The 14,650-nt window shown below is 57.9% G+C and carries 11 protein-coding genes; 5 read left to right on the plus strand and 6 right to left on the minus strand.

Features of this window, described 5'->3' with window-relative positions:
• Nucleotides 1-85 precede the first annotated feature (85 nt).
• The gene (locus RUDLU_RS0110170) at nucleotides 86-2,035 is read right to left on the minus strand and encodes a penicillin-binding transpeptidase domain-containing protein (protein ID WP_019988270.1); all 1,950 of its coding nucleotides are present in this window, start codon (nucleotides 2,033-2,035) and stop codon (nucleotides 86-88) included.
• A gap of 133 nt (nucleotides 2,036-2,168) precedes the next feature.
• On the minus strand, nucleotides 2,169-3,185 hold the full coding sequence (locus RUDLU_RS0110175) for an SMP-30/gluconolactonase/LRE family protein (protein WP_027302934.1): 1,017 nt from the start codon (nucleotides 3,183-3,185) through the stop codon (nucleotides 2,169-2,171).
• Between the two features lie 109 nt (nucleotides 3,186-3,294).
• On the opposite strand from RUDLU_RS0110175, the gene RUDLU_RS0110180 reads away from it, so the two are divergent.
• Nucleotides 3,295-5,568: a carbohydrate binding family 9 domain-containing protein gene (locus RUDLU_RS0110180; RefSeq protein WP_019988272.1), complete on the plus strand. Its 2,274-nt coding sequence runs from the start codon at nucleotides 3,295-3,297 to the stop codon at nucleotides 5,566-5,568.
• A 91-nt stretch (nucleotides 5,569-5,659) separates the two neighbouring features.
• Here RUDLU_RS0110180 and RUDLU_RS0110185 read toward each other — a convergent pair whose 3' ends face one another.
• Entirely contained in the window at nucleotides 5,660-6,199 is a 540-nt protein-coding gene (locus RUDLU_RS0110185; RefSeq protein ID WP_019988273.1) for a hypothetical protein, read from the minus strand.
• A 98-nt stretch (nucleotides 6,200-6,297) separates the two neighbouring features.
• A complete protein-coding gene (locus tag RUDLU_RS0110190) occupies nucleotides 6,298-8,796 on the minus strand; it encodes a TonB-dependent receptor plug domain-containing protein (protein WP_019988274.1) in 2,499 nt (832 codons plus the stop codon).
• An 82-nt stretch (nucleotides 8,797-8,878) separates the two neighbouring features.
• On the opposite strand from RUDLU_RS0110190, the gene RUDLU_RS0110195 reads away from it, so the two are divergent.
• Nucleotides 8,879-9,529 carry an oxidoreductase gene (locus tag RUDLU_RS0110195; protein ID WP_019988275.1) on the plus strand — a complete coding sequence of 217 codons (651 nt, stop codon included), beginning with the start codon at nucleotides 8,879-8,881 and terminating at the stop codon, nucleotides 9,527-9,529.
• Here RUDLU_RS0110195 and RUDLU_RS0110200 read toward each other — a convergent pair.
• Nucleotides 9,523-11,067 (minus strand): FG-GAP repeat domain-containing protein, encoded by a 1,545-nt coding sequence (locus RUDLU_RS0110200; RefSeq protein WP_169578037.1) that lies wholly within the window; start codon nucleotides 11,065-11,067, stop codon nucleotides 9,523-9,525. The genes RUDLU_RS0110195 and RUDLU_RS0110200 overlap by 7 nt on opposite strands.
• 155 nt (nucleotides 11,068-11,222) lie before the next feature.
• Between RUDLU_RS0110200 and RUDLU_RS0110205 the strand changes: the two genes are divergently transcribed.
• From RUDLU_RS0110205 to RUDLU_RS0110215, 3 genes are all read left to right on the plus strand, one after another.
• Nucleotides 11,223-12,245: a hypothetical protein gene (locus RUDLU_RS0110205; protein ID WP_019988277.1), complete on the plus strand. Its 1,023-nt coding sequence runs from the start codon at nucleotides 11,223-11,225 to the stop codon at nucleotides 12,243-12,245.
• Between the two features lie 156 nt (nucleotides 12,246-12,401).
• Complete coding sequence (locus RUDLU_RS0110210) at nucleotides 12,402-13,352, plus strand: alpha/beta hydrolase (protein ID WP_044130200.1); 951 nt, start codon at nucleotides 12,402-12,404, stop codon at nucleotides 13,350-13,352.
• A gap of 133 nt (nucleotides 13,353-13,485) precedes the next feature.
• Nucleotides 13,486-14,283 (plus strand): type III pantothenate kinase, encoded by a 798-nt coding sequence (locus RUDLU_RS0110215; RefSeq protein ID WP_019988279.1) that lies wholly within the window; start codon nucleotides 13,486-13,488, stop codon nucleotides 14,281-14,283.
• A gap of 1 nt (nucleotide 14,284) precedes the next feature.
• Here RUDLU_RS0110215 and RUDLU_RS0110220 read toward each other — a convergent pair whose 3' ends face one another.
• Nucleotides 14,285-14,635 carry a DoxX family protein gene (locus tag RUDLU_RS0110220; RefSeq protein ID WP_019988280.1) on the minus strand — a complete coding sequence of 117 codons (351 nt, stop codon included), beginning with the start codon at nucleotides 14,633-14,635 and terminating at the stop codon, nucleotides 14,285-14,287.
• Nucleotides 14,636-14,650: the final 15 nt, after the last annotated feature.

The raw sequence follows: 14,650 nt of genomic DNA on the forward strand, positions 1-14,650 counted from the left end.
TGGCTGTCAGGTTTTGCAACTGCTCACTGTTTACTGTTAGTTGCACGTTGTTCACTGTTGGTTGTTCGTTGTTAATTGTTCACTGCTACTCGCCACTATTACTGGCCATCATGGGCTTGAGTTTTTCTACCTTGCGGCCGGTATCCTTGCGCATCGAATCGGGCTTACGGATCTGCGGGGCCTGTTTGGGGCCTTTGTAGCCCGGCAGCATCGACACCGGGGGCAGCAGATACTGCTTTTTCACGTGCTCGTCGAGCTTGGTGGCTTCGGTTTTACGTTTCAGATACCGCTCAGCAATGAGAGCCGCCACCGGAGCAGCCGCTGACCCACCCCAGCCGCCGTATTCCACAAACACGGCAATGGCAATTTTGGGGTTGTTCATGGGCGCAAACCCGATAAAAATAGAGTGGTCGTACTTGTGACCAAACTTGTTGTTCTGGGCCGTACCGGTTTTGCCGCACAGGTCAATGCCCGGAATATCGGCCATCTTGTTTACGGTACCAGCCGCAACGGCCATCCGCATACCCTCGATCACGGGCAGGTAATGCTGATACGCAATATCGGTTTCGTGCCGTTTGAGGTACTCCTGCGGCACGCCCTCACCCACCCGGCCAACGCCTTTTACGTAGTGTGGCGTAATGTACCAGCCTCGGTTGGCAATCGTAGCCGCCAGATTCACCAGCTTGAGGGGGTTCACCAGCAACTCGCCTTCACCGATACTGAGCGAGTAAATATTCGAAAACTTCCAGGTGTTTTTGCCCCGGTACAGCTTGTCGTAGGTTTCAACATCGGGCAGGCTACCTTTCAACTCTGTAGGCAAATCGACACCCAGTTTCTGACCGATTCCGAACTTCTCTACCGCATCGTGCCACTGCCGCAAGCCAATCGCCGACGCTTTAAACGTATTCGACTCACCGTTGTGGTAGATCATCTTGCGGAACACGTTGTAGAAGTACGGGTTGCACGAAAACCGCACAGCCCCACGCAGGTTGTTACCACCATGACAGTGGCAGCGCATCGGCGACCCACCATGCCCATACACCATATTGGGTGTGAGCGTGCCCTGCTGTTGCGCAATCAGGGCCTGAATCAGCTTAAACGTAGAGCCCGGCCGGTAACTCGCCATAATCGGGCGGTTGATGAGCGGCTTGTACGGGTCACGCAGCAGCTTGACGTAATTTTTGGAGAAGTGTCGGCTCGACAGCAGGTTGGGGTCGTAGGTCGGGGCGGATACTGACACCAGAATTTCGCCGGTCGAGGGTTCCACCGCAATCACACTACCAATCCGATTCTGCATAAGGCTGTCGGCGTATTTCTGCACTTCCACATCAATGCCGGTATAGAGGTTTTTACCGGCAACGGCGGCCGTATCGTACAGGCCATTCTTAAACGACCCTTTGGCTACCCCCCGCACGTTTTGCATCACAAACTTGACCCCCCGCTTTCCGCGCAGCACCTCTTCGTACTGCTCTTCAAGCCCGTTGTGGCCAATGTAATCGCCCTGCCGGTAGTAGGGAATCTCCTGATTTTCGAGCTGCTTTTTGCTTATTTCCGACACATACCCGAGCGCATTCGACAGGGTACGGGCCGGGTATGTCCGCATGGAGCTCATACGCGGCTCGAAACCCCGGTAATCGACGAGGGCATCCTGAATACGGGCAAAATCTTCTTTGGAAAGCTGACGAACAAACAGCGACGGCTTCACGGGCGAGTACTCCTTGGCCAGGTTCATGATGCTATCGAACTCAGCACGAGTCATTTCCATCATCCGGCAAAAGGCCGTCGTGTCCGGAATGCGTACCTGCTTCGGCGTCACGTACAGGTCGTACACGGGCGTGTTGTACACAATGAGTTTCCCATTTCGATCGTAAACCTGTCCCCGGTACGGAATTTCAATGACCCGTTTGATGGAGTTGTTCGACGATTCGAGCGAGTAACTGTCGTCTAAAATCTGGAGATAAAACAAGCGGGACAGATATATCAGCCCGACGAGGCAGAAAGCGCCGATGATGATATACTTACGATTCTCTAACATGAGACAAAATTCCGGAAATCCGAGCTACGCGATTCAAACCCACTACAAAGTTAGAGCATAAGAAATGGATAAGGAAGAGTACGTAATAATAATACGCCGTTTCCCTCCCTTGTCCTTTCCTCCCTTCTCCTTCTTACCACCCCCGCGCCGTCGTTCTGATCCGGCACAGATACCCGTCGGCGGTGATGTAGAGCGTACGGCCGTCGGCGTCGCCCCAGCCGCAGTTGGCCGTAGCCTGCCCGGTATCAATTCGACCCAGCAACGTACCGTCGGGGGCAATCACGAGCACCCCACCGGGGCCTGTACTCCACACGTTGCCGTCGCGGTCGGTTTTGAGGCCGTCGGGCAGGCCGGGCAGGTTTTGTTTCAGCAACGCCGAAGCATCGAAAAACACCCGCCCTTTCCCGACCGAGCCATCGGGTTGCATGGGGTACGCCATAATAACGGGCCGGTTCGGGTCCGACTGGGCGATGTACAGGGTTTTCTCGTCGGGCGAGAACGTGATCCCGTTGGGGCGGGTCAGGTCGTCGATCAGTAACGACACCCGGCCGGGTTTACCGGCTTCGGCCAGGGTAGCCCGGTACACGCCAAACAGGGGCGTTTCGCGGGTGGGGTCATTTTCTTTGCCAGCCAATCCGTAGGGCGGATCGGTAAAGTAATAGCTCCCATTGCTGTGCACGACCACATCGTTGGGCGCATTGAACCGCTTGCCCTCGTAGTGGTCGGCCACGGTGCGTTTGCCGCCCCCACTCAGCGGCATCACCGACACCCGCCGGTCGCCATGTTCGCAGAGCACGAGCCGCCCCTGCGCGTCGAGGGTCAGCCCGTTGGAGCCCGGTTCGTCGCTGTACACGCCGGTGCCGGTGTAGCCCGACGGTTTGAGGAACGTCGACAGCCCCTCTTTCTCCGACCACTTAAACACAGTATTCTGGGGCACATCAGAAAACAGCAAATAATTGCCCTGCTTCACCCAAATCGGCCCTTCGGCCCAGGTAAATCCACTCGCGAGTACGTCGATCTGCGCGTCTTTGGGAACGAGTTTATCCAGCCGGGGGTCTAACCGAACCACCTTACCGAGGGTTGGCAACGGCTGAGCCTGCGCCGTAGTCAGAGCGCCCAACAATAGGGCTATGCTAAGCGATGTTTTCATGGTAGTGACATTTCATGTACAAGTTTACACAATTCATGCAGGAAAGCGACAAGACGGTATAAACGTGAGTTTTCCGTTATTTACTTTTGCGGCTCGCTTTGCAAACCGTATGGCTTACCGCTACCTCTACTTACTTCTTACTCTGTTTGTTACAACCCCGATTCTGGCCCAAACCGACGCCCAGATCTTCGCGCCCGACTCGGTTCGGCGACTCCTGAAAGCCACGCCAACACCTGTACCGATCCGGGTAGACGGGCGGCTCGACGATGCCGCCTGGCAACGGGCCACCCGCGCCAACAACTTTGTGATGGTGGAGCCGGTACAGGGCAACCGGGCTACCCACGATACCGAGGTTCGGGTGCTGTTCAACGCCCAATACCTGTACGTAGGGGCTTTTTGCCGCGATTCGGCCGGCCGCCGGAGCATCCGGGCTACCGATTTTCGGCGCGACTTCAGTCAGCGGGCGCACGACTTTTTCGCTATTGCCATCGACGGGTTCAACGACCGGCGCAATGCCATGATGCTCGCCACCAACCCCTACGGCACCCAACATGACCTGCTTTCGTTCGACGATTTGCTGTACGATACCGACTGGGATGGGCTGTGGCGCGTACGAACCATGCGCACCGACTCGGGCTGGACAGCCGAATTTGCCATTCCGTGGCAAACCCTCCGCTACCCCAAAACCGCTGACTCAACCCAGACCTGGGGCATCAATTTTTTCCGTAACCGACGCATGACCAACGAGCAGTCGGGCTGGTCGCGGTACCCGCGGGCTTTCTCGGCCCTGCGTATGGACTACGCCGGGCAGGTTACGGGACTTACCCCGCCCCCACCCGCCACCAACATTCGGGTGCAGCCGTACCTGCTCACCTCCTTCGACCGGTACCGCAGTACCGAACCGGGCTCGGGCCAAAGCCGTACGCTACACGACGAAACCGTGAAGCTGGGGGGCGAAATCAAGTGGGCTATCAACCCCAACACCGTACTCGACCTGACCGTAAACACCGACTTTGCCCAGGCCGACGCCGACCGGCAGGTAAACAACGTGACCCGGTTTTCGGTGTTTTTTCCGGAACGGCGGCAGTTTTTCCTCGAAAACGCCAGCTTGTTCGGCACGGGTGTAGGCCCAGGCGACGACCTGTCGGGCGGGGCTATGCGAATTCAGCCCTTTTTCAGCCGCCGGATTGGCCTCGACGATGCGGGCAACCCGATTCCGATTGATGCCGGAGCCCGGCTCGTGTACCGCTCGCTCAAACGCAACTACGGAGGGCTGCTCATGCGGCAACGGGGCACCGACCAAAGCCCCACCACGACCTTTGCCGTGGGCCGGTATTCGCAGAATATTGGTAAGCAAAGCCGGTTGGGCGGACTGATGACCGTGAAGCAACAAAGTGAGCTAACCCTTAGCCCCGACTCCACCCGCCCCGGCGTGACGAATCTGGTGGGGGCAATCGACGGGTTTTTCCGGATCAACGAGTCACACTCGCTCAGTACGATGGTGATGCAGTCGGCCTCCACCGACGGACGCGACCGGGGCGTGGCCGCCTACGCGCAGTACTATTACACCACCAACCAGGTAAAATTCTGGTGGACTCAGTCGGTGGTCACCAAAAACTTCAATCCGGGCGTGGGGTTTGTATCACGCAGCGACGTAATCGCTACCACGCCGGGGGTATTCTGGTACTACCGGGGCAAGTACCTGCCCGCCCGGCGGCTCATTCGGGCGTTTGAACCGGGGATCTGGGCCGAATTTTACCATCAGGCCTCAACCGGGCGGCTCACCGAACGCCAGTTTGTGATCAATCCGGTCTGGTTTAACTTTCAGCGCGGGGGCTTTTTCGGGGTGGTCGTGACGCCTACCCAGCAACACCTGACGGAAGAATTTGTCCCTCTTGGCGTGCGGATTGGGCCGGGTGTGTACAATTACACCCGCTACCAGATGTACCTTGGCAGCGATGCCTCGCGCAAACTGTCGGTATCGACCAACTATGAGCTGGGCCGCTACTACAACGGTCGGCTGGGCACATTCGATCTGGCAGTGCGGTACGCTCCGCTCCCCAACCTGTCGTTGGCAGGTCGCTGGGTGGGCAACCGGTTTCATGAAGTCGGCGAAAACCTGTCCAATACGGTGGTCGATCTATACTCGATAGAAGGGCGGCTTGCCCTGAACCCACGCCTGCAACTGATTGGTTTTTACCAGCAAAACATCACCAACCGGCAGCGGCTGGGTGCCCGCGACACGTACAATATTCGGTTATCGTGGGAGTACCGCCCGTTGTCGTTTCTGTACGTGGTATTCAATCGGCGGGTTCAGGACGGTATCACGCGGCAGAACGAACAGCATGTGATTGCTAAACTGAGCTATCTGAAGCAGTTTTGAGCCACAAACACACAAAAGGGCCACTGCTCCATGCAGTGGCCCTTGTCATGATTGGTGAGATTGGGCACGCAAGCCGCCGTAGCGGTTATTTTCAATAGCCCGGATACCCCGGCCGACGATACGGCCCGTTGCCCCGGTTGCCGTACTGATCCCGGTAGGGCTGCACCCGATTGAGTACGATAGCCCGCTGACGGGGCGTCATCACACTCAGCATATCGCCGAATTTCTGCCGTTGCATCTGCCGGAAACGGGGGTCGCGCGGGTTCACCCGGAAGCGGTCGTAATAGGCGTCGATCCGCTCCATTTCGCGCCGTTGGGCCCGGTTCAGGTCCAGCTCATCGCGCCAGCGCCCGCGCCAAAACTCGTGATCGAACTGAAACGCATCGGGTCCGTAACCATCCCAGTTTCGCCGACGCCAATCGTCGCCGTAGTAGCCCCGGTCATAGCCATAGTCGCGGTCGCGATCCCAGTCCCTATCCCGGTAATCGGGTCGGCCATACGGGGGTTGCCCGTACGAATTAGGATTGCGGTGATACGACTGCGCGGGGGCGTCGGTGGGGGTTTGGGCCGAAACGGTCGTGAGTGTGATCAGACCGAAGGCAAGTACCGAAAATAAGCGTGTGTAGTTCATGGCGGATTTGTTGTTTACTGGTCAAATCTGCCGGTTGGATAAGGCTTGCCGAAAAAGGTTTAACGGGGCAGAAAAAGATCCTCCCCCAATACGCCTGCTTACTCAACCCTTACCTCTACCTTACTCGTCCCGACTTTGCCGCTCAACGTAGCGCCTTCAGCTACGAGCCGGAGTTTCGTTTTGGCGTCGGAGGCATAGAAGGTCACGCGCGCTTTCCCATCGGGGCCGGTCTTCACCATTGGGGCCCAGTGCAGCGTCGCCCGGAAATCAGGACGGGACCCGCCATCGGCCGCCCGCGGCCGGGCCGCGTTGTCGTACCTGGGGGCGTAGAACTCCCGCACGGGGGTGTAGCCCATCAGGCGGGTAGCGAGCGTGCCGGGAGTTGGCGTTTTGCTGTAATCATAATCGGGCGAGCCACGCCGGGTCAATACATTGATAACCCCACCAGCCCCGTTGGAGCCCGCCATAATGGTGGCCCCTCCGCCCGTTAATACATCAACGGCTTCGATGTCGGAAACCGGAATATTAATCACCGCATCTTTGCTGATCGGCATACCGTCTAAGAAAAACGCGGGTTCAATGGGGCCACTAAAGTTAGCCGCCCCCCGAATCTGCACGCGGGCATCGAACCCCGAACCCGTCACCTGCACGCCGGGCACTCGGCTCCGCACCACGTCCAGAAACGTCAGAGCCCCGCTCCGGTTCATATCGTCGAATTTCACCGTGCGGTCGGGGGTCGAATACAGCATCCGGCGCGAATCGGGTTTCTCGCGTTTGGCCTTCACGGTTACGGCTTCCAGCAGCACCTCCTTGTTGCGCCAAATCTGCCGCTCAATCTCCAAATACTCGTTGGTACGTTTCAGAAACTCCTCAATGGCGTCGGGGCCAAGCAAAAACGGGTTATAAGGCACCTTAGTGATCCGTACCGTTGGTTTGAGCACCTGATCGAGCGTTATCAGATACCCCCGATTGTTGCCTCGTTCGCCCAAGGCCTGAATAAACACACCGGTAGAATCGTACAGGTCGAGGCCGCCCGTCACGAAACGGCCTTTCTCGTCGGCCTGTCCCATCAGCACCTCGCGGGTACTGTCTTTTTTGGCGAGCATAAACATCAGGTTTGCCTTTTCGGCGGGTTTGCTATTGGCACGGCTGATCTGCCCCGTCAGCGTAATTCCTTCTTCGAGCGGGTACCGAATGGGGGGAATCGTACCCGCCAGCACGTCGGTCCAGGTGAACCGACGCCAGCCCTGCGTCATCATCAGCTGATCGGCCTGCATAGCCCGGTCTGGGTTGGCTTCGTCGGTGTACAGGCCCGGTTCTTCCACCGTTCCGACCAGATCGGAGGTGAGCAGCAGGTGCGACACAATCGAGGCCGGGTTACTCACCATCGAGGGAGCCATATTGAGGTCGGTAGCGGCCAACGACAGGGTTGCCTGGGCGGGCTTACCGTCGGGGTCGGTCACGGTCACGTCGACCTCAACAGCCTCGCGGGGCCGCACGGTCGCTTTGGTGGGTGTAAGGGCCACCCGCAGCCGGTCGCGCCGATCAATGAAAATAAGCCGTTCGCACACGGGCGTATTTTTTTCATCGAATAAGGTCAGTTGCGTAATCCCGTCGGGCAGTTTATCGCGCGGAATCTGAATCAGGAGCGATTTTCGGCTCAACGGCCCCTCGGCCGCATGGACCACCACACCCCGGGTCTGGGCTACGAGCGTAATGCGCCCGGCAGCCGCATCAGGCGGTACGGTTTTGTTATGCTGCACAAACACCTTTACTACGTTGGGGTTGCTGAGGTTGTCGACAGTCATCACAAATCCAAGGGGCTGCACCACGGGCAGCAGATACGGGTAGTACGTTTTGGCCGGATCGCCGACGGCCCGCACAAACGCCGTGTAGGTCTGGTTAGGCTCAGGCTGTAGCGCAAAATTGCCCATACCCCGGTGCAGGCTCGAAAACCCCATCACGGTATCTTTGGCGGTATTGAGCACGAAGCCCTCCACATCGAGCCCCTTACCCGTTGTGCTGACCGCTTTGAAGCCCACCCGCCCCGACAGCCCCAACACCAGATTACCACCTTCGGGCAAAAACTGCACATCCGGCTTGAGATTGGGCCCGGCCGCGTTTGCCGTCGTTGGCTTGTTGTCGGACCGGATGAGGGTCAGCGTTTTGGAGAAATAGTACTCAGCCGGAAAGTTGCGCATCCAGCTCGTGTAGGCGTGCAGGAGGTAGGTGCCGGTCGGGAGCGAATCGGGCAGGGCCAGTTGGCCGGGTGCCTGCCCCCCACTGGCTTTCAGTTTGATCTGTTGCACTACCTCGCTTTTCCGGGCATCGATCAGGTCGACGTACAGCACCCGGCTCACCGAGTCTACGTTGTGCAGGATTCCATCGAACAGATACCCCTTGAGCCAGATTGTCTCGCCGGGCACATACACGTCGCGGTCGGTTTGCAGATACACTTTTTCGCGCGGGTACTGCCCGTTGTACGCCTTCAGCTTTTCAATCAGGGTGTTCACAAACGCTTCGTCGACCCAACGAAATGCAGTTACACTTACACAAATACAAAGAAAAATGACCCGAACAGGTAAAGTCCTAAACATGTGGATATAGAGTAGGTTTTAGGGGGAATGGGTTTGTATAAAAATTATCGCCTATAATTTAGCCAAAAAACAGTAACCCGATATGACTTCCTCTTCATCTAAAACAGCGTTAGTCATTGGGGCTACGGGGCTGATCGGTACTCATCTCACGCAACAGCTCTGCCAGTCGGGCTATTACGAGCGCGTTAAAATACTGGTTCGTAAGCCGTTCAGTTTCCAGCACCCCCGTCTTCAGGAAATACAATTTGACTTCGACCACCCGAACGGTTTGCTCACGCAGGCCGACGATATTTTTTGCTGCCTCGGCACCACCATGAAACAGGCAGGTTCGAAAGAGGCATTCCGGCGAGTCGACTATGACTACCCCATGACCATTGCCCGGCTTGGGCGCGAGCAGGGCGCCCGGCAGTTTTCTATTGTGACGGCGATGGGGGCCGATGTGAGCTCGCTGTTTTTTTACAACCGGGTCAAAGGTGAGGTTGAGCGCGACCTGGCTAAGCTGGGCTACCCGACGCTGCTTATTTACCGGCCCTCACTCCTGCTCGGCGACCGTACGGAAGCCCGGCTGGGCGAAAAAATTGGCGAGGGGGTCATGAGGACGTTGAACCCGCTGATCCCCTCGAAGTATAAAGCTATTGCTGGTGAAAAAGTAGCCCGGGCCATGTGTAGCACCGCCCAAAATGGCCTCACCGGACTGCATGTGTTCGACTCGGCCGCCATGCAGGCTTACTGAACTGGGTGGGCGGCTTTCCGCAACGTATTTTCCAAGACCACCACACCCGTTTGTGCTTTGGCCCAGCTATCGGCCCAGTACACGGGCGTGGGCGACACCGACTTGTAAAACGATCCCAGCACAATGTCGTCGTCGCCATCGCCGTCCATATCGCCGGCATCCATCACCAGCCACCGGCCCGTATCGGCACCGGGCCAGGTACGGGGCTTAAACGTCAGATTACCCGTATTTTCGAGGTACACAAATACCTGAGCGGGTTTCTTGCCGGTATCGTCGAGCACCGGAAAAAACGAAATAGCCGCCAGGTCCACGTCGCCATCGCGGTCAAAATCGCGGGCCACCACCTGCTGGGCACCCGGCATGGGATAGAACATGGCTTCTTTCCTGAAACCAAACTTCCCGTCGTTCAGGTACACCCGAATACCGTGAAAGGGCTTGTGTACTTTTGAGTAGTCGGCATTGTCGCCGTTGGTACACACCAGATCGAGGTGGCCGTCGCGGTTCATATCCACCAGTTCGACGTACGACGAGCCGTACACCGGCGGCATTCGCAACACGGTCTCTTTGCGAAACCGGCCGTTGCGGTCATTATAAAACACAGCGATCTGTTCGTCGCCCTGCGCGAGCAAGGCCACCACATCGGGCCACCCGTCGTTATCAATGTCGCGCACGAGTGTCCGGCGGGCGCCGGGTACCGCATCGAGCACCACCTCGCGGTACGTATTTCCTTCGTTGAGGTAGGCACTCAACCGGCCCACGTTATGCCCAAACTCCGACACAATCCAGTCGGGTTTACCGTTGCGGTCAAGGTCGGCAGTGGTCAGCTGCACGGGTCGGCGGAGTGTATCGACCACGGCTTTACCTCCCAGCCAGAGTTTACCCACGGCCCGGTCGTTGGGGTCCATGATGCCCATGAGCAGGTACGCATAGTCGGACCGGCCGGGCACACGCACGGCATCGGAGGGCGGGCTGGGCAGGTGCATGGAGTCGGTGCGGGCAAGCCCGGCATCGAGCGTAATAAGGTCGCCCCGGCGGTTACCCACCCGCAGCGAGCGGCTCATCGAATCGATGCGAACAAACGTGGTAAAAGGCGGTAGGGGCTGTTTAGGCACTTTGGGCGTAAACAGGCTCAGCCCGGCCGGAGCCGCCGGGTTGGGCAGCGTGAGTTTGGCCGGGGCTTTGGTCAGGTAGAAATCGACAATTTTGAGCCAGTTTTCGCGCGAGATGGTTGGCTGGGCGGGGTAATAGCCCAACCGGATGCCCTCGTTCAGCTCTTCGACCTGCGCGCCGTAACGGCCTACCGATGCCGTATCGGAGAGGTAACCCATTCGGAGGGCCATCTGGGGCAGTACGCCGTTTTGCCACGTATCTTTGTCCAGAACACTCGGGTCGGTGTAGAGGTGGCAACTGCCGCAATAGGCTACGGCCAGTTCTTCGCCGGTGGGTTGGGTACGGGTGCAACCAGCGGGCGCCCACACGAGCATGGCCGCCCCAACGAGCCAGAAACCAATTAGTTGGATATTGAAACTTACCTTCATGTAAAAAAATAGACAATTTTTGGTGGTTTCGTCTGTCATCTTCAGCAGGCCAAAAACGGCAAACTACGCCCCAATTGGGTGGGTCTGTTAGGCGAAACTTTTTTGCACCACAAACCAAAAACGAAAAACCCTAAACCCCAAACTCTACCCCCTTCATGCCACTCATCAGCAAGAAAAAACCGGTATATCGTATAGGCGACGCCCTACGTGATTACCTCGTTCAGTACAGCCGCGAACTGGCCCTGCCAATTCAGTATTCCGATCTGCTGCGGTACGATAACTCCATCTCGCTCTACGACCGCAGCGGCCACGATACCCTCTGGGAAACGGTGTTTTATCCAGCCTCCGACGTCGATGAGATTCTGCTGGCCCTTAAAACCATTTACGCCGAGCTGAAAGCCGACGGCGACATGTCGGTGACGGGCCACCTCACCATCGACCGGGTCGACCTCTGCACCTACGGCAATACCAAGCCGTTTCGGATTCGGGTGCGTAACCAGGTAAACGACAACTTCGACTATTTCTACATCAAACGGGCCGATGCCTCGCGGGTGTACGGGCTCGAACTGGAGCACATTCTGTCGCCCAACCGCATCAGCTACCTCACCAGCAGCCAAACACTCATTGAAGAACACATTGCCGGGATTCCGGGCGACGGTTTTTTCGACCGCGACCTATACGACCCCGCCACTAACCCCATCCGACTCTGCAAAGAGTTTGTGAAGTTTAACGAACGTTGCTTTGTGCGGCTGCTGGGCGATATGCATTCGAGCAATTTTGTGGTCGATGTGACCCCCGACTTCGACGAGGTGTATTACCGGATTCGGGCTATCGACTTCGATCAGCAATCGTACGAAGGGCGCAAATCGGTGTATCTGCCCCAGTATTACATTCAGAATCGCCCCATTATCGAGCTCGGCATGAAGTACATGACCCCTGAGAGTGTACGGCAGTATCAGATTGAAGAGCGGTCGCTGATTGCGGGGCGGCTACGGGTCGAGAAAACCCGTTTCAACGACCTGATGACCGCCATGCGCCCCGACCCCATCTCAACGCCCGAAAACGTAGGCCAGCTGCGGGAGTCATTGGCCCGGCATCACCGCTCGCGCGAGTTTTTGCGGGCGCAAACCATGGGTGATTTGGTCTGGACAAGCCTCGAAGTGGGGGGACTGCACTAACTATTATTGACCTTCCCAGACAACGAAGCCCACACAGATCGTTTATGAATGAACACCCTCTACCCCGGCCGGATTTTTCCTGGGAGGTTCGAGGTTGTTCTGTACTGCCTTACCGACCGATACTACGCCCAAACCAATAAACTATTCCCTGCGGCTATGCCAACCTATCGCGTTTTCCTGCTCTGGGGCCTGTTTATGGCCTTTCTGACTACCGCCGACGCCCAGAACCGGCGCCGAACCACCCAGCCATCAGCCGCCAATAACGGCCCGATTCCGGTGGTTACGGCTCCGCAAACGCGCCTTATCGAGAGCATAAACTTCAACAGCACGCTGCTCAATCAGGCCGTGCGCTACTCAGTGTACCTGCCCCCCGATTATTACACCTCTAACCGGCGCTACCCGGTGGTGTATCTGCTGCATGGGTATGGCGACGACGAAACGGGCTGGATTCAGTTTGGTGGTGTCGATCAGGTGGCCGACGCTGGGATTCGGTCGGGCGAGCTGCCGCCCATGATTATTGTGATGCCCAACGGCGGCAGTAGCTGGTACATCAACGATTACCAGAACAAGGTACGCTACGAGGATATGTTTGTGCAGGAATTTATTGCCCATATCGACTCCACGTTCCGAACCCGCCCCAAACGCGATTTTCGGGGCATTGCGGGCCTGTCGATGGGGGGGCTCGGGGCACTGGTGCTCGCCATGCACCACCCCGACCTGTTTGGCGCGAGCGCGGCCCTGAGCGCGTCGGCCCGCACCGACGAGATGTTTACCGCCATCCCCGACGAACGCTACTCGACCGTGTTTGCGCCGGTGTTCAGCGGGCCAGCTACGGGGCAAGACCGCCTGACAACCACCTGGAAACGCAACAGCCCCATTACATTGGCCCGGTCGGCACCGGAGGGCGACCTGAAACGGGTTCGCTGGTTCATTGATTGTGGCGACGATGACGCCCTGTCGGCCGGTAACGCCATGCTGCATATCGAGCTGACCAATCGGCAGATCCCGCACGAATACCGGGTTCGCAACGGGGCGCATACCTGGGAATACTGGCGGGCGAGTTTGCCCGACGCCCTGAAATTTATAGCCGCCGGGTTTGTGAATTAAGGCCCGATGGCACCGAAACAGCGAACAATTCTCCAAATTGCAGCGGGTTTGGGGCCGGGCGGTTGCATCTGTACCCGGCCAACCCCCACCCGGCTGGTGGGCCAGCCGTTATGAACAACCAGTTTCTACAGCAATGACTCTTGCGATCGACACGGGTAATACCGACGCCGTTTTCGGACTGTTTGAACACGATACGCTCCTGCATATCTGGCGGACACCCGCTCAACCCGAAGCCTCGTCGGCGCATTTCGAAGCAAAGCTGCGCCTGTGGCTGCTGGAAGCGGGCATTCCCCTGAGCGCGGTGCGGCAAACGGTGCTGTGCAGCGTGGTGCCGATGCTTACGCCCACCCTGCGCGAGATGCTCACCGAACTGTTTGGCATGGAACCCGTGGTGGTAGGCCCCACCATTTACCCAGCTCTGCCCCTCCAGATTTTGCGGCCGCACGAAATCGGGGCCGACCTGGTAGCCAACGCCTTAGCCGCCTATACCCGCTACCAGCGCAACTGCGTAGTGGTCGATTTTGGTACGGCCCTGACGTTTACCACCGTCTCGGCCACGGGCCAAATGCTGGGTGTAGCTATTGCACCGGGCCTTAAAACGGCCATTCGGGCCTTGTTTTCCAACACGGCTCAGTTGCCCGAAGTACCGCTCGAACTGCCAACGTCGGCCCTCGGCCAAAACACCACGCACGCTATTCAGGCCGGGGTGGTGCTGGGGTACGAAGGGCTCGTACGCTCGATGATCAACCGCATCCGAACGGAGCTAAACGGCGACTGCCTCGCCATCGGGACGGGTGGGCTTGTTCGCGCTATTTCGACCCTCCAGGCCGACTTCGACGATCTGGTACCGGGCCTCACCCTTACGGGCGTCAAGCTCGTGGGCGATACCGTGCGGGCCTACACCGGCACGCTCGTACCAAGCAGTCGCTGAGTTACCATCGCCCCAGCACTACGGCAATGGCCCCGGCGAGCATCAGCACCAGAAACGGTATCGGGGCCCACTCCCGGCGGCTGTAATGCACGCCTACTGCCGCTATCAGCACCACCGCCATGCCTATGTCGGCGCATACCGTCAGAACGGGGGCTATATTTAGTAAGCCTGTTGCGGCTAACACAAAGGCCCCGGCCAGTTCGAGTGCGCCTAATATGCGCAGAAACCGGATCGAAAACGCAGACGGAGCCAACTTCCGCACGGCCGCGTCGGAGCCAAATATTTTCAGAGCACCGGTTCCCGCAAACAAGAGGGCCAGTAATCCCTGTATGATAAAAAGGAATGGATTCATCTTGGGGTTTTGGGG

The organism is Rudanella lutea DSM 19387 (assembly GCF_000383955.1).
Classification (GTDB): domain Bacteria; phylum Bacteroidota; class Bacteroidia; order Cytophagales; family Spirosomataceae; genus Rudanella; species Rudanella lutea.

What these genes read in the sequence shown, in the direction of transcription:
- RUDLU_RS0110190 (WP_019988274.1), bottom strand. Translation starts at nt 8,796, where the DNA reads ATGTTTAGGACTTTACCTGTTCGGGTCATTTTTCTTTGTATTTGTGTA.
- RUDLU_RS0110185 (WP_019988273.1), bottom strand. Translation starts at nt 6,199, where the DNA reads ATGAACTACACACGCTTATTTTCGGTACTTGCCTTCGGTCTGATCACA.
- RUDLU_RS0110215 (WP_019988279.1), top strand. Translation starts at nt 13,486, where the DNA reads ATGACTCTTGCGATCGACACGGGTAATACCGACGCCGTTTTCGGACTG.
- RUDLU_RS0110205 (WP_019988277.1), top strand. Translation starts at nt 11,223, where the DNA reads ATGCCACTCATCAGCAAGAAAAAACCGGTATATCGTATAGGCGACGCC.
- RUDLU_RS0110195 (WP_019988275.1), top strand. Translation starts at nt 8,879, where the DNA reads ATGACTTCCTCTTCATCTAAAACAGCGTTAGTCATTGGGGCTACGGGG.
- RUDLU_RS0110180 (WP_019988272.1), top strand. Translation starts at nt 3,295, where the DNA reads ATGGCTTACCGCTACCTCTACTTACTTCTTACTCTGTTTGTTACAACC.
- RUDLU_RS0110175 (WP_027302934.1), bottom strand. Translation starts at nt 3,185, where the DNA reads ATGAAAACATCGCTTAGCATAGCCCTATTGTTGGGCGCTCTGACTACG.
- RUDLU_RS0110200 (WP_169578037.1), bottom strand. Translation starts at nt 11,067, where the DNA reads ATGAAGGTAAGTTTCAATATCCAACTAATTGGTTTCTGGCTCGTTGGG.
- RUDLU_RS0110170 (WP_019988270.1), bottom strand. Translation starts at nt 2,035, where the DNA reads ATGTTAGAGAATCGTAAGTATATCATCATCGGCGCTTTCTGCCTCGTC.
- RUDLU_RS0110210 (WP_044130200.1), top strand. Translation starts at nt 12,402, where the DNA reads ATGCCAACCTATCGCGTTTTCCTGCTCTGGGGCCTGTTTATGGCCTTT.
- RUDLU_RS0110220 (WP_019988280.1), bottom strand. Translation starts at nt 14,635, where the DNA reads ATGAATCCATTCCTTTTTATCATACAGGGATTACTGGCCCTCTTGTTT.